General features: G+C 61.3%; 19 protein-coding genes. 11 read left to right on the plus strand and 8 right to left on the minus strand.

What is annotated here, in order from left to right; genetic code table 11:
• The 5 genes from rsxC to ydgT form a co-directional block, all read right to left on the minus strand.
• Positions 1 to 2,036: electron transport complex subunit RsxC (rsxC, locus tag ACR6A7_RS10925; protein ID WP_434124872.1), on the minus strand; the 2,036-nt coding region annotated here is incomplete at its 3' end.
• Positions 2,029 to 2,607 (minus strand): electron transport complex subunit RsxB, encoded by a 579-nt coding sequence (gene rsxB / locus ACR6A7_RS10930; RefSeq protein ID WP_033747391.1) that lies wholly within the window; start codon positions 2,605 to 2,607, stop codon positions 2,029 to 2,031. The genes rsxB and rsxC, both read right to left, overlap by 8 nt.
• Positions 2,607 to 3,188, minus strand: a complete 582-nt coding sequence (gene rsxA, locus ACR6A7_RS10935; protein ID WP_033747388.1) for an electron transport complex subunit RsxA — start codon at positions 3,186 to 3,188, stop codon at positions 2,607 to 2,609. Before rsxA ends, rsxB begins: the two co-directional genes overlap by 1 nt.
• Positions 3,189 to 3,311: 123 nt before the next feature.
• Positions 3,312 to 3,755 (minus strand): DUF2569 domain-containing protein, encoded by a 444-nt coding sequence (locus ACR6A7_RS10940; RefSeq protein ID WP_434124873.1) that lies wholly within the window; start codon positions 3,753 to 3,755, stop codon positions 3,312 to 3,314.
• A gap of 94 nt (positions 3,756 to 3,849) precedes the next feature.
• The gene (gene ydgT / locus ACR6A7_RS10945) at positions 3,850 to 4,065 is read right to left on the minus strand and encodes a transcription modulator YdgT (protein WP_434124874.1); all 216 of its coding nucleotides are present in this window, start codon (positions 4,063 to 4,065) and stop codon (positions 3,850 to 3,852) included.
• On the opposite strand from ydgT, the gene ACR6A7_RS10950 reads away from it, so the two are divergent.
• The 5 genes from ACR6A7_RS10950 to yjfF all read left to right on the plus strand — a co-directional run bounded on the left by ACR6A7_RS10950 (position 4,064) and on the right by yjfF (position 9,286).
• Positions 4,064 to 4,330 (plus strand): hypothetical protein, encoded by a 267-nt coding sequence (locus ACR6A7_RS10950; RefSeq protein ID WP_434124875.1) that lies wholly within the window; start codon positions 4,064 to 4,066, stop codon positions 4,328 to 4,330. The genes ydgT and ACR6A7_RS10950 overlap by 2 nt on opposite strands.
• A gap of 438 nt (positions 4,331 to 4,768) precedes the next feature.
• Positions 4,769 to 5,725, plus strand: coding sequence for a galactofuranose ABC transporter, galactofuranose-binding protein YtfQ (gene ytfQ, locus ACR6A7_RS10955; protein ID WP_434124876.1), 957 nt, complete (start codon positions 4,769 to 4,771; stop codon positions 5,723 to 5,725).
• A 54-nt stretch (positions 5,726 to 5,779) separates the two neighbouring features.
• The gene (ytfR, locus tag ACR6A7_RS10960) at positions 5,780 to 7,300 is read left to right on the plus strand and encodes a galactofuranose ABC transporter, ATP-binding protein YtfR (RefSeq protein ID WP_434124877.1); all 1,521 of its coding nucleotides are present in this window, start codon (positions 5,780 to 5,782) and stop codon (positions 7,298 to 7,300) included.
• On the plus strand, positions 7,293 to 8,303 hold the full coding sequence (ytfT, locus tag ACR6A7_RS10965) for a galactofuranose ABC transporter, ATP-binding protein YtfT (protein ID WP_434124878.1): 1,011 nt from the start codon (positions 7,293 to 7,295) through the stop codon (positions 8,301 to 8,303). Before ytfR ends, ytfT begins: the two co-directional genes overlap by 8 nt.
• Positions 8,300 to 9,286 (plus strand): galactofuranose ABC transporter, permease protein YjfF, encoded by a 987-nt coding sequence (gene yjfF / locus ACR6A7_RS10970; protein WP_434124879.1) that lies wholly within the window; start codon positions 8,300 to 8,302, stop codon positions 9,284 to 9,286. Before ytfT ends, yjfF begins: the two co-directional genes overlap by 4 nt.
• A 465-nt stretch (positions 9,287 to 9,751) precedes the next feature.
• On the opposite strand, the gene araA is transcribed toward yjfF, so the two are convergent.
• Together araA and ACR6A7_RS10980 are read right to left on the minus strand one after the other, a co-directional pair.
• Positions 9,752 to 11,254 carry an L-arabinose isomerase gene (gene araA, locus ACR6A7_RS10975; protein ID WP_434124880.1) on the minus strand — a complete coding sequence of 501 codons (1,503 nt, stop codon included), beginning with the start codon at positions 11,252 to 11,254 and terminating at the stop codon, positions 9,752 to 9,754.
• 11 nt (positions 11,255 to 11,265) lie between these two features.
• Complete coding sequence (locus tag ACR6A7_RS10980) at positions 11,266 to 12,951, minus strand: ribulokinase (RefSeq protein ID WP_434124881.1); 1,686 nt, start codon at positions 12,949 to 12,951, stop codon at positions 11,266 to 11,268.
• Between the two features lie 367 nt (positions 12,952 to 13,318).
• Here ACR6A7_RS10980 and ACR6A7_RS10985 point away from each other — a divergent pair, with 367 nt between their 5' ends.
• From ACR6A7_RS10985 to ACR6A7_RS11005, 5 genes are all read left to right on the plus strand, one after another.
• Positions 13,319 to 14,302, plus strand: coding sequence for an arabinose ABC transporter substrate-binding protein (locus ACR6A7_RS10985; protein WP_434124882.1), 984 nt, complete (start codon positions 13,319 to 13,321; stop codon positions 14,300 to 14,302).
• Between the two features lie 61 nt (positions 14,303 to 14,363).
• Positions 14,364 to 15,884, plus strand: a complete 1,521-nt coding sequence (gene araG, locus ACR6A7_RS10990; protein WP_434124883.1) for an L-arabinose ABC transporter ATP-binding protein AraG — start codon at positions 14,364 to 14,366, stop codon at positions 15,882 to 15,884.
• 14 nt (positions 15,885 to 15,898) lie between these two features.
• Entirely contained in the window at positions 15,899 to 16,885 is a 987-nt protein-coding gene (gene araH / locus ACR6A7_RS10995) for an L-arabinose ABC transporter permease AraH (RefSeq protein WP_434124884.1), read from the plus strand.
• Between the two features lie 61 nt (positions 16,886 to 16,946).
• Entirely contained in the window at positions 16,947 to 17,864 is a 918-nt protein-coding gene (gene araC, locus ACR6A7_RS11000) for an arabinose operon transcriptional regulator AraC (RefSeq protein WP_434124885.1), read from the plus strand.
• Positions 17,865 to 17,942: 78 nt separating this feature from the next.
• Positions 17,943 to 18,983, plus strand: coding sequence for an oxidoreductase (locus ACR6A7_RS11005; RefSeq protein ID WP_434124886.1), 1,041 nt, complete (start codon positions 17,943 to 17,945; stop codon positions 18,981 to 18,983).
• Between the two features lie 297 nt (positions 18,984 to 19,280).
• On the opposite strand, the gene add is transcribed toward ACR6A7_RS11005, so the two are convergent.
• Positions 19,281 to 20,279, minus strand: coding sequence for an adenosine deaminase (gene add / locus ACR6A7_RS11010; RefSeq protein WP_434124887.1), 999 nt, complete (start codon positions 20,277 to 20,279; stop codon positions 19,281 to 19,283).
• Between the two features lie 491 nt (positions 20,280 to 20,770).
• Between add and malI the strand changes: the two genes are divergently transcribed.
• Complete coding sequence (gene malI / locus ACR6A7_RS11015; protein WP_434124888.1) at positions 20,771 to 21,802, plus strand: Mal regulon transcriptional regulator MalI; 1,032 nt, start codon at positions 20,771 to 20,773, stop codon at positions 21,800 to 21,802.
• Positions 21,803 to 21,841 lie beyond the last annotated feature (39 nt).

Raw genomic sequence — 21,841 nt, forward strand, 5'->3', positions numbered from 1 at the left:
TTCGCTTTGGCGCGGGCGATGGCGGCTTCAACCGCCGCCTTGCGCGGGTCGACCGCTGGCGCGTCGTCGACCGGCTGCACCTCTTCGGTCGACGTGCCCGCCGCGGCCTGCGCCGCTTCCGCTTTCTTCGCTTTGGCGCGGGCGATGGCGGCTTCAACCGCCGCCTTGCGCGGGTCGACCGCTGGCGCGTCGTCGACCGGCTGTACTTCCTCGGTCGGCGTGCCTGCCGCGGCCTGCGCCGCTTCCGCTTTCTTCGCTTTGGCGCGGGCGATGGCGGCTTCAACTGCCGCCTTGCGCGGATCGGCCGCCTCTGCCTGAGGTTCTTCCGCTGCTTCTGGCTGCGCGACTTTCTTCGCTTTGGCGCGGGCGATGGCGGCTTCCACCGCCGCCTTGCGCGGATCGTCCGTCTGGCGGGTTACCGGCTGGGTTTCCGCCTGCGCTTCCGCCTGACGCAGATGCGCCTGCGCATGACGCGCCTGACGCTGCGCCTCTTCCACCGCCGGATCGACCACGCCCGCCGCCTGGCGTTTCGCCATCACGCGTTCGCGGGCGGCAGCCAGCTCGCCTTCGTCGCTGCGCGCCACGCGCTGCTTCGCCTGTTCATGCTTCGCTTCGCGCGCCAGCTTCTCACGTTCCAGACGCGCCTGGCGCGCCTCGAAGCGCGCTTTCGCTTCGGCGGTGCGCTTCGCTTCAAGATCGATGGCGCGCAGCTCCGCCTTCTCCTGACGGTAGTACTGCACCAGCGGAATATTGCTCGGGCAGACATAGGCGCAGGCGCCGCACTCAATGCAGTCATCGATATGGTGGGCGCGCGCTTTATCGTGATCGCCGCCCTGGCTGTACCAGTAGAGCTGCTGCGGCAGCAGTTTCGCCGGGCAGGCGTCGGCGCAGGCGGAGCAGCGTATACAGGACTGCTCTTCGTCGTTGTTGCCCATTTCGCTGACGGAGGGCGCGAGGATGCAGTTGGTGATCTTCACTACCGGCACATCGAGCGACGGCAGGGTAAAGCCCATCAGCGGGCCGCCCATAATTACCATCTGACGCGGCGCGGGCGTAAAGCCGACCTGATGCAGCAGATGGCTGACAGGGGTGCCGATACGGCTCCAGACGTTGCGCGGCTGCGCGATCGCCTCGCCGGTCAGGGTCACCACGCGCTCGGTCAGCGGCTCGCCGTCAATCACCGCGCGTTTCACCGCCCAGGCGGTGCCGACGTTCTGCATCAGCACGCCGATATCGGTAGAGCGTCCGCCGTGCGGCACTTCCAGTCCGGTAAGAATTTTGGTGAGCTGCTTCGCGCCGCCGGAGGGATATTTGGTCGGAATCACGCGGATTTGCAGATCGCGCTCGCCGCCCAGCGCCCGCTTCAGCGCGGCAATCGCTTCCGGCTTGTTGTCTTCGATGCCGATCAGCACGCGCTCGGCCTGCAGCACCCAGGCGAGGATGCGGCTGCCTTCCAGCACTTCGGCGGCATAATCCTGCATCAGGCGATCGTCGGCGGTGATGTAGGGTTCGCACTCGGCGGCGTTGATAATCAGGGTTTTTACCCCGCGCAGGCCGCCGCGCAGCTTGGTGCCGGTAGGGAAGCCCGCGCCGCCAAGGCCGGCAACGCCCGCGTCATGAATGCGCTGCACGACGGCGGCGCGCTCACGCTGGCGATAGTCCGCCATCGGCTCAAGCAGCGTCCAGCGATCCTCGCCGTCCGGCGACATAAAAATGCACAGCTCCGACAGCCCGGAGGGGTGGGCGGTCATATGCTGGCCAATGGCGTCAATGGTGCCGGAGGTCGGCGCGTGCACCGGCAGCATCCGGCCGTTGCCGAACGTCAGCGGCTGGCCGCGCAGCACGCGATCGCCCGGCGCGACGCAAATCTCGCCCTCATGGCCGATATGCTGCTTCAGCGGGATAATAAAGCGGTCTGGCAGCGGCAGCTGACTCAGCGGCGTGCCGTTCGACTGGGTTTTCATTTCCGGCGGATGAATGCCGCCCTCGAAATCCCACAGCTTCTCTTTACGAAAGATATTCAACAGATTAAGCATGACTTTCTACCGGGATCACCCGTACAGGAATGGTTTCAAGATCCCATTTCCAGTTAGCGGTAGTGGTCGCCACTGGACGCATCTCGATGCAGTCGGTGGGACAGGGCGCGACGCAGAGGTCGCAGCCGGTGCAGACATCGCTGAGCACGGTATGCATGGCGCGCGTTGCGCCGACAATAGCGTCGACCGGACAGGCCTGGATGCACTTGGTGCAGCCGATGCAGTTCGCCTCATCGATCCAGGCGACGGTGCGCACCGGCTCTTTCGCCGTTTCGTCGCCGTCAATCGGCTGCGGGTCGACGTTCAGCAGCGCCGCCAGCTTGAGCATGGTCTGCTCGCCGCCCGGCGCGCATTTATTAATCGCCTCGCCGTTATTGCCCACCGCGTCCGCATAGGGGCGGCAGCCAGGATAGCCGCACTGGCCGCACTGGCTTTGCGGCAGCAGCTCGTCGATCTGCTCGACGATGGGATCTTCTTCGACTTCGAAGCGGCGCGAGGCGTAGCCCAGCAGGGCGCCGAACACCAGGCTCAGCGCGCTCAGAACGATAATAGCAATCCAGATCGCGCTCATCAGAATTTCACCAGACCGGTAAAGCCCATAAACGCCAGCGCCATCAGGCCAGCGGTCACCAGCGCAATAGAGGAGCCTTTAAAGGGCGCAGGCACGTTTGCCAGCACCAGACGTTCGCGCATGCCGGCGAACAGCACCATCACCAGCGAAAAACCGAGCGAGGCGCTGAAGCCGTAAAGCGCCGCCTGCAGAAAAGTATGATTAAGGTTGACGCTGAGCAGCGGCACGCCGAGCACCGCACAGTTGGTGGTGATCAGCGGCAGAAAGATGCCGAGCAGTCGGTAGAGCGACGGACTGGTTTTACGCACCACCATTTCGGTGAACTGCACGACGACGGCGATCACCAGGATATAGGCCATGGTGCGCAGGTAGACAAGGTCGAGCGGCACCAGTATCAGGTGGTTCACCAGCCAGGCGCAAATCGACGCCAGCGTAATGACGAACGTGGTCGCCAGGCCCATGCCGATCGCCGTTTCCAGTTTTTTGGAAACGCCCATAAAGGGACAGAGGCCAAGAAATTTCACCAGAACGAAGTTGTTCACCAGCACAGTGCCTACAAACAGCAGCAGATAATCGGTCATTTTTTCGCCATTGATTCGGAAAGCGGCCCATTATCTGTGATCTGTGACGCTATCTCAACCACTGCGCGAAACGCAGTGCGCGGTTTCGCACTCAGGATTAAATTGTTGACGAAACTCACGGCGTTACGGCTGGACAAAGGTCGATTTCACCCGCTGAGAGCGTTTGAAATAGGGCACGAACACTGCCGCGGCCAGCAGCGCCAGCAGCAGGGTCTGAGCCGCCTTGCCGTCGGAGACCGGCGTGAAAGCGAAGGTCTTCAGCGCCAGCAGCAGCGTGACCAGCAGCCAGATAATGTAGTGGCGCGGCAGACGGCGCGAACGTTTGCAGAACATCCAGCAGACCCAGAGGCTGTAGAGCCAGACGGCGAGCGCGGTCAGCAGGGAGATCGCCCAGTTGGTGACCAGCATGCCGCCGTGCGAAAAGAGCGTAGCGCGCCATACCGGATTAAACAGGGGGCTGAGATACATCGCCAGCACCATCGCGCTGGTGAGCATCATCATTATCAGCCAGGCGAGCGGCACAAGCAGCCAGCCGCCCAGACGCGGCGCGGTCACCGATTCATTCATGAGGGAGATCCTGTTGCGACAAGGAGAGCGGGAGAGAATAACACGTTCTGACAGGGCCTGCCTGCGCAGAAGCGGCAGGCCTGATAAGCGTTAATCAGACCACGTAGCGCCACACCGTTTTCGGCACGCAGCCCAGGTCGTAGAGTCGTCCACCGGACGCCAGCTCAGCGCGTCGGTGATCCGCCGCGCGGTACATATTGATAATCTCGCGGTCATCGGTAAGCGAGTAGTTAAGGTGATCGTAGAGTTTTTCCAGACTTTCCAGGTTGTTCACTTTGCGAAATTTGAGCAGGTAATCTTGCGCAGTCATGATTGCCATTATGAGAGAGAACAGAGAAGCGGTCAGTATAGGGGGCAGGCGCGGGCTGTCCAGCGACTTATTCTGGAAAAAAGAGAAATTCTTAATTTTTGTTTATCAATGCGCTAAAAAACCCACTTTTTATAGCCCGTGTCTCCATAAAGCGAAACGGCAAAAATCTGGCGTGCCGCTTTTAGCGCTGCGCTGCTGCGCTAACCGGCGCCAGGGCAGGAGAGAGGCGTTACTGCTCTTCTTCAGGCAAAATCCGCTGCGCTAAGGGGATAAAAAGAGCACGAATAACGTCCCGCGCTGCGTTGGCTGGATCAAAGCCAGTAATATCCTCTTTTTAGCTTTTTTATCCCCTGCGCTGAGGGCGAGGCACTGCGCCGCCTGCGGCGCGCCACTGTGCGGAAAATCACAAAATCACTATCTCGCCTGCATAACAGGCGGTGACCAATGTTTACGTATTATTGTAATCGCTTCCAGAGGAAGATTTCATAAGCGATTCTGTTTATTACATTTATTTAACCAGCACATTTAAATAACGCAGTCGTTTTGTCCATGAACGCTACCTCGCCAGACTGCCATACCTGCACGTAACCCCTTTAATTTGAACCGATTTGTGAGGCGCGTCGCCCTTATTCACGCCGATTTACGCCAGGCTAAACGGGCTCTTTACCCTTACTCGCAAAAGCCCTTCAGAGGAATGCAAACTATGTGGAAACGTTTACTTTTGACCAGTCTGGTCAGCGCCGCCTTAGCCGCGCCGGTCATGGCGGCAGACCTGACGGTCGGCTTCTCTCAGGTCGGCTCCGAATCGGGCTGGCGCGCAGCGGAAACGAACGTGGCGAAAAGCGAAGCGGCGAAACGCGGCATCACGCTGAAAATTGCCGACGGCCAGCAGAAACAAGAGAACCAGATCAAGGCGGTACGCTCGTTCATCGCGCAGGGCGTCGACGCGATTTTTATCGCGCCAGTGGTGCAGACCGGCTGGGAGCCGGTGCTGGAAGAAGCGAAAGACGCCAAAATCCCGGTCTTCCTGCTCGACCGCGCCATCGTGGTGAAAGATAAATCGCTCTATATGACGGTGGTCACCGCTGACAACGTGCTGGAAGGCAAGCTGATTGGTGACTGGCTGGTGAAAACCGTCGGCGACAAGCCGTGCAACGTGGTCGAACTGCAGGGCACCGTGGGGGCCAGCGTCGCCATCGATCGCAAGAAAGGCTTTGCCGAGGCGATCGCCGGGCATCCCAATATCAAGGTGGTGCGCTCGCAGTCAGGCGACTTTACCCGCAGCAAGGGCAAAGAGGTGATGGAGAGCTTTATCAAGGCGGAAAATAACGGCAAAAACATCTGCATGGTTTACGCCCATAACGACGATATGGCGATCGGCGCGATTCAGGCGATCAAAGAGGCGGGGCTCAAGCCCGGCAAAGATATTCTCACCGGCTCAATCGACGGCGTGCCCGATATCTATAAGGCGATGCTGGCAGGCGAGGCCAACGCCAACGTCGAGCTCACGCCGAATATGGCAGGCCCGGCGTTTGACGCGCTGGAGAAGTTCAAAAAAGACGGCACGCTACCGCCGAAGATCACCAAAACCGAAACCCGGCTTTTTCTGCCAGCCGATGCACAGGCGCAGCTGGATTTGAAAAAGGGCATGGGTTACTGAGCCGCGAGCCGCTCTCCGGAGCGGCTTTTTATCTGTTGAGGCGGGGCTGACAAGATGATTAGGCACAATGACGATACGCTGCTCACCATCAGCGGCGTCAGCAAAGGGTTTCCCGGCGTGAAGGCGCTGGACAACGTGTCGTTTAGCGTGCGCAAAGGCGAGATCATGGCGCTGCTGGGCGAAAACGGCGCGGGCAAGTCGACGCTGATTAAGGTGCTGACCGGAGTCTACAGCCGCGACGCGGGCACGCTGACGCTAAACGGGCAGACCATTGCGCCGCGGAGCACAGCCGATGCGCAAAAGGTGGGCATTGGTACCGTTTATCAGGAGGTCAATCTGCTACCCAATATGTCGGTGGCAGACAACCTGTTTATCGGGCGCGAGCCGCGCCGCTTCGGCATGGTCGATCGCCGCAAAATGGTGCGCGATGCCGACGCGCTGATGCGCAATTACGGTTTTATTCTCGACGTGACGCGTCCGCTGGGGCACTACTCGGTGGCGATGCAGCAGATTATCGCCATCTGCCGCGCGGTCGATCTCTCGGCGCAGGTGCTGATCCTCGACGAGCCGACCGCCAGTCTCGACGCCAGCGAAGTGGAGATGCTCTTCACCCTGATGGCGCAGCTGAAGGCGAAGGGGATGAGCCTGATTTTTGTCACGCACTTTCTCGATCAGGTTTACCGCATTACCGACCGGATCACGGTGCTGCGCAACGGCCAGTTTATCGCCACGCGCGACACCGCTACGCTGCCGCAGATTGAGCTGATCAAGCTGATGCTGGGGCGCGAACTGCTGGAGACCGCCCTGCAGCGCCAGGGCAGCACGCTGCGCAGCAACCAGCCGGTAGCGTCGTTTCGCGACTACGGTAAGAAGGGCACCATTGAGCCTTTCGACCTTGAGGTGCGCCCGGGAGAAGTAGTGGGTCTGGCTGGGCTGCTCGGCTCCGGCCGCACCGAGACCGCCGAGGTGCTGTTCGGCATTCGCCGGCCCGATCGCGGCACGGCGACCATTAAAGGCAAACCCCAGACGATCCGCTCGCCCGCGCAGGCGTCGCGGCTCGGTATCGGTTTTTGTCCTGAGGATCGCAAGACCGACGGCATTATCGGCGCCGCCTCGGTGCGCGAAAATATTATCCTGGCGCTGCAGGCGCAGCGCGGCTGGCTGCGGCCGATTAAGCGGCGCGAGCAGCAGGCGATCGCCGAGCGCTTTATTAAGAGCCTCGGCATTCGCACGCCGCACGCCGAGCAGCCGGTGGAGCTGCTTTCCGGCGGCAATCAGCAGAAGGTGCTGCTGTCGCGCTGGCTGGTGACCAAACCGCAGTTTCTGATCCTGGACGAACCTACGCGCGGCATTGACGTCGGCGCCCACGCCGAGATTATTCGCCTGATTGAATCGCTCTGCGCCGACGGTCTGGCGCTGCTGGTGATCTCGTCCGAGCTGGAGGAGCTGGTGGGCTACGCCGATCGCGTGGTGATTATGCGCGACCTGAAGCAGGTGGCGGAGATCCCGCTTGAGCAGCTTTCGGTGGCGTCGATTGTGAACGCCATCGCGGACGGAGGGGCACAACATGCTTGAATCCCATATGACGAAGCCAGAACGCCGTAAGTTTCGCCTGCCGCCGGGCCTGCCGCAGATCGCCGCGCTGATTCTGGTGCTGCTGGTAGATAGCCTGGTGGCCAATAATTTTTTCGCCGTGCATCTGCAGGAGGGCCGTCTGTTCGGCAGCCCGATCGATATTCTTAACCGCGCCGCGCCGGTGGCGCTGCTGGCGATCGGCATGACGCTGGTGATCGCCACCGGCGGTATCGATCTTTCGGTCGGCGCGGTGATGGCGATTGCGGGCGCGACCGCCGCCACCCTGACGGTGTCGGGCCATAGCCTGACCGCGGTGATTTTTTCCGCGCTGGGCGCCGGGCTGCTGTGCGGGCTCTGGAACGGCGTGCTGGTGGCGCTGCTGCGCATTCAGCCGTTTGTCGCCACGCTGATTTTGATGGTGGCGGGGCGCGGCATCGCGCAGCTGATTACCCAGGGGCAGATTGTCACCTTTGACAGCGCGGCGCTCGGCTGGCTGGGCAGCGGGTCGCTCTGGCTGCTGCCGGTGCCGGTGTGGATTACCCTGGCGGCGGCAGTGCTGGTCTGGCTGCTGACGCGCAAGACGGCGCTCGGGCTGTTTATTGAGGCGGTAGGGATTAACCTGCGCGCCGCGCGCAACGCGGGCGTGACCGGCTGGCTGGTGGTGATGTCCACCTATGTGATCAGCGGGCTCTGCGCGGCGGTGGCGGGGCTGATCGTGACCGCCGATATTCGCGGCGCGGATGCCAATAACGCCGGTCTGTGGCTGGAGCTGGATGCGATTCTCGCGGTGGTGATCGGCGGCGCCTCGCTGATGGGCGGCCGTTTTAATCTGGTGCTGTCGCTGATCGGCGCGCTGATTATTCAGGCGATGAATACCGGCATTTTGCTGTCCGGTTTTCCGCCGGAGCTGAATCAGGTGGTGAAGGCGGTGGTGGTGATGGGCGTGCTGCTGCTGCAGTCGCCGCGCTTTCTGGCGATGTTGAAACGGAGACGGCCTCAATGATTAAACGTCATCTTCCCCTGATGATTACGCTGCTGGTGTTTGTCGCTGGCTATCTGTTCTGTCTGAGCCAGTTTCCCGGCTTCGCCTCGACGCGCGTGATCTGCAATATCCTGACCGATAACGCTTTTCTGGGCATTATCGCCGTCGGCATGACCTTTGTGATCCTCTCCGGCGGTATCGATCTGTCGGTGGGCGCGGTGATCGCCTTTACCGGCGTGTTTCTGGCGCGCGCCATCGGCGATTTGCATATTCATCCGCTGCTGGCGTTCGCCATTATGCTGGCCGCGGGCGCGCTGTTTGGCGCCATGATGGGCTGGCTGATCGACGCGCTGAAGATCCCGGCGTTTATTATTACGCTGGCGGGGATGTTTTTTCTGCGCGGCTGTAGCTATCTGGTGTCGGAGAATTCGATTCCCATCGATCATCCGCTCTACGCCACGCTCTCCAGCCTGGCGTGGAAGGTGCCGGGCGGCGGGCGTCTGAGTTTGCTGGCGCTGGTGATGCTGCTGGTGGTGGCGGGCGGCATTTTGCTGGCGCACCGCACGCGCTTCGGCAATCAGGTTTATGCCGTCGGCGGCAGCGTGACCTCGGCGCAGCTGATGGGCATCTCCACGCGCGCTACCACAATTCGCATTTATATGCTGTCGACGACGCTGGCGACGCTGGCGGGCATTGTGTTCTCGATTTATACCTCAGCGGGTTATGCGCTGGCGGGGCTGGGCGTCGAGCTGGATGCTATCGCCTCGGTGGTGATCGGCGGCACGCTGCTTTCCGGCGGCGTCGGGACGGTGCTGGGCACGCTGTTTGGCGTGCTGATTCAGGGGCTGATTCAGACCTGGATTAATTTCGACGGTACGCTGAGCTCCTGGTGGACCAAGATCGCCATCGGTATTTTGCTGTTTGCATTTATCGCGCTGCAGCGTCTGCTGACGGTGATGTGGGATCGGCAGAAGAATGCGCCGGTGAAGCGGATAGCGACCTAAACGGTCGGATGCGAGTTAAGCCGCCTGCGGGCGGCTTTTTTGTGGTTATGAGAGTGTGTGGCGTGGTTATGAGAGTGTGTGGCGTGGCTGTGAGAATGTGCAGTGTGAAAGCGGGTTCTGCCCGATCGCAAAGAATGCCCGCATCCATGCGGGTCGGCCTCGCCATCCTGGCTCGGACGCTTTGCTCTTCGGGCAGAACCCCCTTCCACGCATGAGCATTTTTATGGCTGTTTAAACCCATCGTATTTATGGCGATCGGCCTTGTCTTACTCGCCCCATCCTTGTGGCCCGCTTGCGGGCGAGCCCCAGGGATGGGGCGAGTAAGGCGAGGCCGAGGCTCCAGGGATGGATTTACGCCGTCTTCACGGAACTGCCCATCTTCCCGACTGATCAGCTCTGGCCTGATAAAAGAAAACGCCGACTTTAAAAGTCGGCGCTGATTTTTATCAAACCACAACCTACGACCTAGCGTTTCGAGCGGTAATAGACCTCATTCCAGCGCAGCGCGTCTTTAAACGCCGGCAGTCGCGTGTGCTCGTCAATCACCAGCACTTCGATGTCGTTCATCTCGCCGTAAAGATACATATCTTCCAGCGTCAGCGCCTGGCTGAACACCGTGTGGTGCGCGCCGCCGCCCAGAATCCAGGCCTCTGACGCCACGGACAGCGACGGCTGGGCACGCCACAGCGCGCGCGCCACCGGCAGCTTCGGCAGCGGCTTCGGCTGCTCAATGGCATCAACCACGTTCACCAGCAGGCGGAAACGGTCGCCCATATCGATCACGCTGGCGTTAACCGCGCGTCCGGCTGGCGTTGAGAAGATCAGGCGCGCCGGATCCGCTTTGCCGCCAATGCCGAGGAACTGCACGTCGATCAGCGGCTTCTCCTCTTTGGCGATGGAGGGGCAGACCTCCAGCATATGCGAGCCTAGAACCAGGTCGTTGCCGGGTGAGAAGTGATAGGTGTAGTCCTCCATAAAGGAGGTGCCGCCAGGACGATCGCCCGCCAGCACTTTGAAAATGCGCAGCAGCGCGGCGGTTTTCCAGTCGCCTTCGCCGGCGAAACCATAGCCCTGGCCCATCAGACGCTGCACCGCCAGCCCGGGAAGCTGCGTCATGCCGTGCAGCGTCTGGAAGTTGGTGGTGAAGGCTTTGCAGCCCTCGTCGTCGAGGAAGCGCTTAATGCCGATCTCAATACGCGCCGCGTCGAGCACGTTCTGGCGCTTCTCGCCGCCGCTGGCCGCCACGTCGCTAAAGCGATAAAGACTTTCATACTCGTCGATCAGCGCGTTGACCTCGCCGTCGCTGACCTGATTGATCACCTCAACCAGATCGCCGACGCCCCAGCCGTTGACCGCATAGCCGAACTGGATCTGCGCCGCAACTTTATCCCCTTCGGTCACGGCTACTTCGCGCATATTGTCGCCAAAGCGCGCCACTTTCAGCTGCTGGCTGCTCTGCTTCGCGAAGGCGGCGCGCATCCAGTTGCCGATGCGCTGCTGGCTCGCCGCATCCTGCCAGTGGCCGGTGATGACGCTGTGCTGCAGCCCCATGCGCGCACCGATAAAACCGAACTCGCGGCCGCCGTGCGCGGTCTGGTTCAGGTTCATAAAGTCCATATCCATGCTGTCCCACGGGATCTCCGCGTTGAACTGGGTATGGAACTGCAGCAGCGGCTTGTTCAGCACGCTGAGCCCGCCGATCCACATTTTGGCGGGCGAGAAGGTGTGCAGCCAGGTGATGATACCGACGCAGCTGCTGTCGTGGCTGGCGTCGCGGCAGAGCGCCAGCGCTTCATCCGGCGACTTCACCAGCGGTTTGGCGATAAGCTTTAACGGCAAGGCGGCAGAGGCGTTCAGGCCCTCGACCACCTGGCGCGCATGCTCTTCTACCTGACGCAGGGTTTCTGCGCCGTAAAGATGCTGGGTGCCAATCACAAACCATACGCTGTGCGCGTTGTACTGATCCATAAAACCACTCCTCAATTAGCGTTGGCGGGGCGCGACGCATACTGCGGCTCAGCCGCGGCGCACCAGAGTTGATAACGTTCATAAAGCTGCTGATAGCGTGCGACGCGCGCGGCATCGGGCTGGAGCGTAACGGCAATCGGGCTGGCCATCGCTTTCTGCGCCTCGGGCACCGAGGCGTACACGCCTGCGGCGACGGCGGCGAAAATCGCCGCGCCCAGCGCGCAGCATTCGTCGGAGGCGACGATATCCAGCGGACGGTTCATCACGTCACAGCACGCCTGCATAATGGCGGGCGATTTGCGCGCGATGCCGCCCAGCGTCAGGATGTTCTCGACCGGGATCTGCTGCTGTTCGAAGCACTCCATAATGGCGCGTGCGCCAAAGGCGGTGGCGGCGATCAGGCCGCCGAACAGCGCGGGCGCGTCAGTGCCGAGATTCAGATCGGTGATAACCCCTTTCAGGCGCTGGTTGGCGTTGGGGGTGCGGCGACCGTTGAACCAGTCGAGCACCACCGGCAGATGATCCAGCTGCGGATCCGCAGCCCAGGCTTCGGTCAGCTGGCGGATCAGGTTGCGCTGCAGCTCAGCCAGCTGCGGCTGCAGCTCAGGATGCTGCGCCGCCGCCTGCTGCAGCGGCCAGCCGAGCAGGCGGCTGAACCAGGCGTAAATATCGCCGAACGCAGACTGGCCCGCTTCGCAGCCGATGGCGCCCGGCATCACGCTGCCGTCGACCTGGCCGCAGATGCCTTTAATGGCGCGATCGCCGACCTGGCTGGCATCGGCGATCAGGATGTCGCAGGTAGAGGTGCCGATCACTTTCACCAGCGTGTAAGGCTGCGCGCCAGCGCCGACGGCGCCCATATGGCAGTCGAACGCACCGCCAGCAATAGTGACGGTCTGCTTCAGGCCGAGCCGCTGCGCCCATTCAACGCTCAGCGTGCCGACGGGAACATCGGCGGTCCAGGTGTCGTGGAACAGCGGCGAGTCGAGCTGCTGGGTCAGCAGCGGGTCAAGCGCGTTGAGGAAGTCGGGGTCAGGCAGCCCCTGCCAGTCGGGATGCCACAGCGCCTTATGCCCGGCGGCGCAGCGGCTGCGGCGCAGGCTGGCCGGGGCAGTGGTGCCGCTCAGCAGCGCCGGCACCCAGTCGCACAGCTCAACCCAGGAGACGGCGGCGTCGCGAACCGCGGCGTCGGCGCGCGAGACGTGCAGAATTTTTGCCCAGAACCATTCAGACGAATAGATGCCGCCAATATAGCGGCTGTAGTCGGTAAAGCGGCCGCTGCGGCAGAGCTGGTTAATCGCTTCCGCCTCTTCAATCGCCGTGTGATCTTTCCATAGCACGAACATGGCGTTGGGGTTGTCGGCAAAGTCGGGACGGAGCGCCAGCACGTTGCCGTCGCGGTCGATGGGGGCAGGCGTCGAACCGGTGGTATCGACGCCGATTCCCGTGACGCTGTCACGTTGCGCTGGCGTCAATGCGTCAAGCACGCCCAGCAGCGCCTTCTCCATCGCCTCGATATAGTCCAGCGGATGGTGGCGGAAGCGGTTGGTGTGGGGATCGCTGTACAGTCCCTGCTGCCAGCGCGCGTAGTTCACGACGGCGGTTCGCAGCTCGCTGCCGCTGTCGCAGTCCACCGCCAGCGCACGCACCGAATCACTGCCAAAGTCGAGGCCCAGAGTGATGGCTCCAGCACGCATCGGAAATCTCCTGTTATGAATAGTCGTCCTCTATCCTGTGGCGGCGGCGCAGGAAACGTTATTCCCCAATCGCTGAGAATATGCACTTTTCTGTCATGGGCAGCGATTTTGTGATCGCCAACAAAAGTTACCAGTCGGTTAAAATTGCTGAATATATGGAACATTTTGCCGTGATTTCAGGGTGTGATACCGCTCTACATTTTTCATCGCCTTTCCCGCTACAACTAGCCCAGCGTTTGTACAGGCTTTACTCATTCACTTGTCTAACGCGCTGATTTTCATCTGTACCCAAAAAAGAAAATTGACTGGTAGCGTTTACACCGATTCGTCAACAGCAGGGAAAAACACCCTGGCTCCGGAGAGCATCATGCATAAATTCACTAAAGCGTTCGCGGCCATCGGCCTGGCAGCGGTTATGTCACATTCCGCTATCGCCGAAACCATGAAGCTGGGTTTTCTCGTTAAGCAGCCTGAAGAACCCTGGTTCCAGACCGAATGGAAATTCGCGGACAAAGCCGGCAAGGATTTAGGCTTTGAAGTGATCAAAATCGCCATTCCCGACGGCGAAAAAACCCTTAACGCCATCGACAGCCTGGCCGCCAGCGGCGCGAAGGGCTTTGTCATCTGTACGCCCGATCCTAAACTCGGCTCCGCTATCGTCGCTAAGGCGCGCGGCTACGATCTGAAGGTGATCGCCGTCGACGACCAGTTCGTCAACGCCAAAGGCAAGCCGATGGAGAGCGTGCCGCTGGTGATGATGGCCGCCACCAAAATCGGCGAGCGTCAGGGGCAGGAACTCTATAAAGAGATGCAGAAGCGCGGCTGGAACACTAAAGAGACCGGCGTAATGGCGATCACCGCCAACGAGCTCGATACCGCACGCCGCCGCACCGGCGGATCGATGGATGCGCTGAAAGCGGCCGGCTTCCCGGCGGCGCAAATCTACCAGGTGCCGACCAAATCTAACGATATCCCTGGCGCATTTGACGCCGGCAACTCGCTGCTGGTGCAGCATCCGGAAGTGAAACACTGGCTGATCGTCGGCATGAACGACAACACCGTGCTGGGCGGCGTGCGCGCCACCGAAGGCCAGGGCTTTAAGGCGGCTGACGTCATCGGCATCGGCATCAACGGCGTCGACGCCATCAGCGAACTGTCGAAAGACAAAGCGACCGGCTTCTACGGCTCGCTGCTGCCCAGCCCGGACGTGCACGGCTACAAGAGCAGCCAGATGCTCTATGAGTGGGTGAGCAAAGGGGTGGAGCCGCCGAAATTCACTGAGGTCACCGACGTGGTGCTGATTACCCGCGACAATTTCAAAACCGAACTGGCGAAGAAAGGGTTGATGTAAACCCGCGTACCGTGCCGCCGCCTGCGCGGCGGCACCTTTACGGTAAACCAGAGGAGTTACCATGAATAGCGAGCCAACCTTTCTGTCGTTTCATGGCATCAGCAAGACCTTTCCCGGCGTTAAGGCGCTGCAGGATATCTCATTCGACTGTCGCGGCGGCGAAGTGCACGCCCTGATGGGCGAAAACGGCGCAGGCAAATCGACGCTGCTGAAAATTCTCAGCGGCAGCTATCAGCCCAGCGGCGGCGAAATCCGCATAAAAGGCGAGCCGGTCAGCTTTCAGCATACCAGCGAGGCGCTGGATGCCGGGGTCGCCATTATCTACCAGGAGCTGCATCTGGTGCCGGAGATGAGCGTGGCGGAGAACATCTACCTCGGTCAGATCCCGCACAGGCGTGGCCTGGTGAACCGCAAGCTGCTGCGCTACGAAGCGGGCCTGCAGCTGAAAAACCTTGGCATGGATATCGATCCCGATATGCCGCTGAAATACCTTTCCCTCGGCCAGTGGCAGATGGTGGAGATCGCCAAGGCGCTGGCGCGCAATGCGCGCATTATCGCCTTCGACGAGCCGACCAGCTCGCTGTCGGCGCGTGAAATCGAAAACCTGTTCCGCGTGATCCGCCAGCTGCGCGCGGAAGGGCGCGTGGTGCTCTACGTCTCGCACCGCATGGAGGAGATCTTCGCCCTCAGCGACGCCATTACCGTCTTTAAAGATGGCCGCTACGTGCGCACCTTTACCGATATGGCCAATACCCATCACGACGACCTGGTGCAGGCGATGGTGGGACGCAATCTGGGCGACATCTACGGCTATACGCCGCGTCCGCACGGGCCGGTGCGCCTGGTGCTGGAAAAGGTCGAGGCGAAGGGCGTGCGCGAGCCCATCTCTCTCGAGGTGCGCGCCGGTGAAATCGTCGGCCTGTTCGGGCTGGTGGGCGCCGGACGCAGCGAGCTGATGAAGGGCATCTTTGGCGCGACCCGGCTGCGCGGCGGTCGCATTCTGCTGGACGGCGAGGTGCTGAAGCTGCGCGAGCCGATTGACGCGATCCGCGCGGGCGTGATGCTCTGCCCGGAGGACCGCAAAGCCGAGGGGATCATCCCGGTGCACTCGGTGCGCGACAACATTAATATCAGCGCGCGCCGCCACAACCTGACCGCCGGCTGCCTGATCCAGAATCAGTGGGAGACCCGCAACGCCGACAGCCATATTCGCTCGCTCAATATCAAAACGCCTCACGCCGAGCAGCTGATCATGAATCTCTCCGGCGGCAACCAGCAGAAGGCGATTCTTGGCCGCTGGCTGTCGGAAGAGATGAAAGTGATCCTGCTGGATGAGCCGACGCGCGGCATCGACGTCGGCGCCAAACATGAAATCTATAACCTGATTTACCAGCTGGCGAGCAAAGGCATCGCGGTGCTCTTCGCCTCCAGCGATCTGCCGGAAGTGATGGGGCTGGCCGACCGCATCGTGGTGATGCGCGAAGGCGCCATCGCTGGCGAACTGCTGCATGACGCCGCCACGGAGCAGCAGACGCTGAGCCTGGCGATGCCTAAAACTACCCAAGCGGCCGCTGTGGCCTGACAGAGGAAAATATTATGTCTTCATCCACAACTTCAGGTACGCCGCCGGTGCAGCAGCGCAGCGGCATGCGCTTCGGGCGTATTTGGGATAACTTCGGCATGCTGGTGGTGTTCGCGCTGCTGTTCGTCGCCTGCGCCGTGTTTGTGCCTAACTTTGGCTCCTTCATTAATATGAAAGGGCTGGGCCTGGCGATGTCGATGTCGGGCATGGTGGCGTGCGGCATGCTCTTCTGCCTCGCCTCCGGCGATTTCGACCTGTCGGTCGCCTCGGTGATCGCCTGTGCGGGCGTGGTCACCGCAGTGGTGATCAACATGACGGAAAGCCTGTGGATCGGCGTCTTCGCTGGCCTGCTGATTGGCGTCGCTACCGGCTTTGTTAACGGCTTTGTGATTGCGCGGTTGAAAATCAACGCCCTGATCACCACGCTGGCGACCATGCAGATCGTGCGCGGCCTGGCCTATATCTTCTCCGACGGCAAGGCGGTGGGCATAGAAGATGAGCGCTTTTTTACCCTCGGCTTTGCCAACTGGCTCGGCGTGCCTGCGCCGATCTGGCTCACTATCGCCACCATGCTGATTTTCGGCTTCCTGCTCAACAAAACCACCTTTGGCCGCAATACGCTGGCGATCGGCGGCAACGAAGAGGCGGCGCGACTGGCGGGCGTGCCGGTGGTGCGCACCCGCATCATCATCTTTATTCTCTCCGGGCTGGTATCGGCGGCGGCGGGCATTATTCTCGCCTCGCGCATGACCAGCGGCCAGCCGATGACCTCGCTGGGCTATGAGCTGGTGGTGATCTCCGCCTGCGTGCTGGGCGGCGTCTCGCTGAAGGGCGGCATCGGCAAAATTTCCTATGTGGTTGCTGGCGTGCTGATCCTCGGCACCGTTGAAAATGCGATGAATTTACTCAATATCTCGCCGTTCTCACAGTACGTGGTGCGTGGTCTGATACTGTTAGCGGCGGTGATTTTTGACCGCTATAAACAAAAGCATAAAGCCTGACGGCAAAAAAGGCGGCGCTCAGGCGCCGCGCTCTGCTTAACCCTGACTGAGTGAGGACGTTATGTACCACCGTGAAACCACAGCGGCGCAGCAAAATCCTCTGTTGCCCGGTTATCCCTTCAATGCCTGGCTGGTCGCCGGGCTGACGCCCATTGCGGCCGACGGTCCGCTCGACTTTTTTATCGACCGTCCGCACGGCATGAAAGGCTTCATTCTTAACCTCACGATTAAAGGCAAGGGCCGGGTGTTCGACGGCGAAAACGGCTTTGACTGCCTGCCGGGCGATATGCTGCTGTTTCAGCCGAAAACGCCGCACTACTACGGGCGCGCGCCGGACAGCCCGGAGTGGCATCACCGCTGGGTCTATTTCCGTCCGCGCGCCTACTGGAACGACTGGCTGCAGTGGCAGGACGCGCGCGAAGGCGTCGGACGGCTGCACCTCAACGAAACGCTGCGCGCCGAGTTCGACCGCCTCTTTGCCAGCATCGAGCAAACCCATAATTCCGGTCGCCGCTTTGCCGAAGAGCTGGCGATGAACCTGCTGGAGCGCCTGCTGCTGCGCGCGGTAGAGGAAGATCCGCGCAGCCACCAGCAGGTGCGTGACCCGCGCATCATTGAGGCCTGCCAGTACGTTACCAACCATCTGGCCAGCGAAGTGAAGATCGAAGAGGTGGCGCGCCACGTCTGCCTGTCGCCGTCGCGGCTGGCGCACCTGTTCCGCGAACAGATGGGCGTCAACCTGCTGCGCTGGCGCGAAGACCAGCGCGTCATCCGCGCCAGGCTGCTGCTGCAAACCACCCAGGAGCCGATTGCCAGCGTCGGGCGTGAAGTAGGCTACGACGACCAGCTCTACTTCTCACGCGTCTTCCGCAAACGGGTCGGCGTCAGCCCCAGCGATTTTCGCCGTCGCAACCAGGATGCACAGGATACCTTGCTCGCGGAAACGCCCTGGCCGATGGCGCAGCGGGCTATCTCCTGATTTTTCGGGGGATTCCTGCTTGTCCTGACCAGCGCTATGGTCTTAAATCAGTCGGGTATGCGAATAAGAGGAGTGATAATGAGCGACAAACTTCGTGTTGGACTGATAGGGTACGGCTTCGCGAGCAAGACGTTTCACGCGCCGCTGATTGCGGGCACGCCGGACGTTGAGCTGGCCGCCATCTCCAGTAGCGACGAAGGGAAAGTGCACGCTGACTGGCCGCAGGTAACCGTTGTGGCCGATCCTCAGGCGCTGTTAGAGGACCCGTCGCTGCAGCTGATCGTGATCCCGACGCCCAACGATACCCACTTTCCACTGGCCAAGGCTGCGCTGAACGCAGGCAAGCATGTAGTGGTAGATAAGCCCTTTACCGTGACGTTGTCACAGGCGCGCGAGCTGGACGCGCTGGCGAAGGCCAAAGGCCTGCTGCTTTCCGTCTTCCACAACCGCCGCTGGGACAGCGATTTCCTGACCCTGAAACAGCTGCTGAAAGAGGGCACGCTGGGCGACGTGCGCTATTTTGAATCCCATTTCGACCGCTTCCGCCCCGAAGTGCGTCAGCGCTGGCGCGAGATGAAAGGCGCCGGCAGCGGCATCTGGTACGATCTGGGACCGCATCTGCTCGATCAGGCGCTGCAGCTCTTCGGCGCGCCGGTCGCCATTAACGTCGATATGGCGGAGATGCGCCCCGGCGCGCAGACCACCGACTACTTCCACGCCACGCTGACCTATCCGCAGCGTCGCGTGGTGCTGCACGCCAGCATGCTGGTGGCGGCCGAGTCGCCGCGCTATGTGGTACACGGCATGCGCGGCAGCTACGTGAAATATGGTCTGGATCCGCAGGAAGATCGGCTGAAGGCGGGCGATTTTCCGCCCGCTGAAGAGTGGGGCTACGATATGCGCGACGGCGTGCTGACGCTGGCCGACGGCGAAGGCGTCAAGGAAGAGACGCTGATGACGCAGCCGGGCAACTATCCTGCCTATTATGCGGCGGTGCGCGATGCGATTAACGGGCGCGGCAATAATCCGGTGACGGCGGAAGAGGCGATCCAGGTGATGGAGCTGATCGAGCTGGGGCTGCAGTCGGCGGAGAAGCGCCAGACGCTCTCGCTGAAGTAACGAGAAAAGGTTTACTGCGCATCGAGCTGCATATATAAAGCCATCGCCCGCCCGCAGACGACTGAAAACTCAAAACGCGGGTAACATAGCCCGAAGAGCAAAGCGTCCCGCGCAAGGACAAAAACGTCGGGAACGTTTTTGGACAACGCAAAGCGTTGGCCCGGCGACGGGCGCACCTCAAGGATGAGGTGCGTATCTGCGCGGGCCGAGCCGCCAGGGATGGCGTTTTTGCGATCGGACTATGTCACCTGCGTCAGCACATTACAAACAAGCTAAGGCCGCCTTCGCGGCCTTTTTTTACGCCTGCACTTTATTGCGGATAGCGGTTTTCTCAGCGTCGCTCAGGAAGGCGATGGTCAAACCGTTCTCCTGCGCCTGGCGGATCTGCGCGGCGCTCAGCCCGGCGGCAGGCGCCGCGTGCTGATACTCATGCGCCAGCTCAATGCCCTGAACCGCCGGATCGTCGGTATTGATGGTTGCCAGGATGCCGTGCTCCAGGAACGCTTTCAGCGGGTGGTGCGCCAGCGAGGAGACGGTGCTGGTCTGGATATTGGAGGTCAGGCAGGACTCGATGCCGATGCGGTGCTCGGCGAGAAAATCCATCAGCGCGCGGTCTTCAATCGCCTTCACGCCGTGGCCGATACGCTCGGCGCCCAGCTCGCGGATCGCCTGCCAGATGCTCTCCGGACCGGCCGCTTCGCCCGCATGCACCGTCACGCGAAAACCGGCGTCGCGCGCCTGCGTAAAGTGGCTCAGAAACTCGCTGCCGGGAAAGCCCAGCTCATCTCCAGCCAGATCGACGGCGGTAATATGATCGCGGTGCGCCAGCAAGCCTTCCAGCTCGCGCAGACAGGCTTCGTCACCGAAGGTGCGGCTCATAATGCCGATCAGGCGCACGTCGACGTTATATTTCTGACAGCCTGCCTTAATCCCGTCAATAACGGCTTCCACCACGCCCGCCACCGGCAGGTTATGGTTCATCGCCATATAGCCCGGCGAGAAGCGCAGCTCGGCGTAGTGAATGCCGGCGCGCGCCGCATCTTCCACATTTTCCAGCGCGATACGGCGACAGGCGTCCAGATCGCCCAGCACCTTAACGCCCCAGTCGAGCTTATTCAGGAAACTTACCAGGTCGGGCTGGTTTTCCACCACCTGAACGTGGGGGCGCAGCGCTTCCAGCGTGGCGGCGGGGAGGGCGAGGTTAAACTGGCGGCCTAAATCCAGAATGGTTTGCGCGCGGATGTTGCCGTCAAGATGGCGATGGATATCGGTAACGGGAAGGCTGGAATCGAACATGCTGCACTCTCTGACAGGAATAAAAGTGCAGACCATTATAGAAACAAGGTGCGCAACATGGCGAGCCCTTTGCGCAACCTGCGCCACAACTGCTGGGATAGTAAGCGAAAGGGCTTAAGCGCGCATCAGGGCGGGCATGGCAGACGGAGACCGGGTTCGCTTTTTTCGGCGCAAGCACAGCCGCTTTTCGTGACGTTGTCACACCTGTCGGTGGCGATCGCCCGCGCTTTCTGGCGTCTGCGCCAGTTATCTCCATCAGGCTAGCCAGAACCAGAGAGGAATAGCGTCGGCATTCTGAGCCTGACCAGCAGACAGAGCAACCGGACACGGCCAGGGGAGCCGACAGGTAAAGTAAAAGATAAAACGTTTTACCTTGTGTTTAACCCGCATTCCGCCTGATAACAGGCGGGTAAATCAGCAAGTTTTTTTTCAGGTTAAACGTTTTACCTTTATAATGCGGTTACTTAACCTCCTTTTCGCAGGCGTGCCCTATGTCGCAGCAAAAAATCACCATTAACGATGTCGCTGAAGCGGCTGGCGTCTCTGTCACCACCGTTTCGCTGGTGCTGTCCGGCAAAGGCCGTATCTCTCCCACTACGGCGGCGCGGGTCAATGAGGCGATCGAGCAGTCAGGCTATGTGCGTAACCGTAGCGCGGCCGCGCTGCGCGGCGGTACCAGCGGCGTCATCGGCCTGATCGTCAGGGAGATGAGCCAGCGGTTTTATGCAGAGATGACGGCCGGGCTCAGCGAGGCGCTGGCGGCGCATGACAGGATGCTGGTGCTGGCTCAGAGCGGCGCGCAGGGGCAGCACCTGGCGCGCGCCTTCGAGTCGCTGGTGGCGCAGGGTGTCGACGGCATAGTGCTGGGCGGCGACGCGGATAACGGCGCGGCGCTGGTCACGCGCGCTGCCGAGCTTGAGCTGCCGCTGATCTGCGCCTCACGCGCCAGTTATCTGGAGGGAACGGACAGCCTGCGGCCCGATAATGCGCTGGGGGCGCGCATGGCGACCGAATACCTTATCCGTCAGGGACATCAGCATATTGCCTGGCTAGGCGGCAGCAACGCGTCGCTGATGCGCGCCGAGCGTATCGGCGGCTACTGCGCCACGCTGCTGCAGTACGGCCTGCCGTTTAAGCCGGAGTGGATTATCGCGTGTGAAATGAGCCAGCAGGCGGCGGCTGAGGCGACTACGCAGCTGCTGCAGCGCCACCCGCAGCTGACGGCCCTTATCGCCGCCGACACCGCTACCGCGCTCGGCAGCTACGTCGCACTGCTGCGTAGCGGACAGACGCTGGGCCAGGGCGCGGTTGACAGCGAGGAGGCGCAGCAGATAGCGCTGGTAGGTTTCAGCGACGAGCCGCAGGCGAATCCAGGCGATCCGCCGCTCACCTATATCTGCAGCCCGGCGCGCGAGATGGGGCGCGCCGCCGCGGCGCGCATTCTGCTGCGGCTTAGCGCGCCGGATATCGCCAGCCAGCATACGATTTTAACGCCGAGCCTTGTTAGCGGCGGCAGGAAATAAAAAAAGCGACCTGCAGGTCGCTTTAGCTATCGTGCCGCT

Source organism: Pantoea phyllosphaerae (genome assembly GCF_051025595.1).
Lineage (GTDB): Bacteria > Pseudomonadota > Gammaproteobacteria > Enterobacterales > Enterobacteriaceae > Pantoea.

Bases quoted from the DNA above. Each gene is read 5' to 3' on its own strand.
- ACR6A7_RS10985 (WP_434124882.1), top strand. From the start codon at position 13,319: ATGCATAAATTCACTAAAGCGTTCGCGGCCATCGGCCTGGCAGCGGTT.
- rsxA (WP_033747388.1), bottom strand. From the start codon at position 3,188: ATGACCGATTATCTGCTGCTGTTTGTAGGCACTGTGCTGGTGAACAAC.
- ytfQ (WP_434124876.1), top strand. From the start codon at position 4,769: ATGTGGAAACGTTTACTTTTGACCAGTCTGGTCAGCGCCGCCTTAGCC.
- malI (WP_434124888.1), top strand. From the start codon at position 20,771: ATGTCGCAGCAAAAAATCACCATTAACGATGTCGCTGAAGCGGCTGGC.
- araG (WP_434124883.1), top strand. From the start codon at position 14,364: ATGAATAGCGAGCCAACCTTTCTGTCGTTTCATGGCATCAGCAAGACC.
- ydgT (WP_434124874.1), bottom strand. From the start codon at position 4,065: ATGACTGCGCAAGATTACCTGCTCAAATTTCGCAAAGTGAACAACCTG.
- add (WP_434124887.1), bottom strand. From the start codon at position 20,279: ATGTTCGATTCCAGCCTTCCCGTTACCGATATCCATCGCCATCTTGAC.
- ytfT (WP_434124878.1), top strand. From the start codon at position 7,293: ATGCTTGAATCCCATATGACGAAGCCAGAACGCCGTAAGTTTCGCCTG.
- ACR6A7_RS11005 (WP_434124886.1), top strand. From the start codon at position 17,943: ATGAGCGACAAACTTCGTGTTGGACTGATAGGGTACGGCTTCGCGAGC.
- ACR6A7_RS10980 (WP_434124881.1), bottom strand. From the start codon at position 12,951: ATGCGTGCTGGAGCCATCACTCTGGGCCTCGACTTTGGCAGTGATTCG.
- araA (WP_434124880.1), bottom strand. From the start codon at position 11,254: ATGGATCAGTACAACGCGCACAGCGTATGGTTTGTGATTGGCACCCAG.
- ACR6A7_RS10940 (WP_434124873.1), bottom strand. From the start codon at position 3,755: ATGAATGAATCGGTGACCGCGCCGCGTCTGGGCGGCTGGCTGCTTGTG.
- yjfF (WP_434124879.1), top strand. From the start codon at position 8,300: ATGATTAAACGTCATCTTCCCCTGATGATTACGCTGCTGGTGTTTGTC.
- ACR6A7_RS10950 (WP_434124875.1), top strand. From the start codon at position 4,064: ATGATTGCCATTATGAGAGAGAACAGAGAAGCGGTCAGTATAGGGGGC.
- rsxB (WP_033747391.1), bottom strand. From the start codon at position 2,607: ATGAGCGCGATCTGGATTGCTATTATCGTTCTGAGCGCGCTGAGCCTG.
- araH (WP_434124884.1), top strand. From the start codon at position 15,899: ATGTCTTCATCCACAACTTCAGGTACGCCGCCGGTGCAGCAGCGCAGC.
- araC (WP_434124885.1), top strand. From the start codon at position 16,947: ATGTACCACCGTGAAACCACAGCGGCGCAGCAAAATCCTCTGTTGCCC.
- ytfR (WP_434124877.1), top strand. From the start codon at position 5,780: ATGATTAGGCACAATGACGATACGCTGCTCACCATCAGCGGCGTCAGC.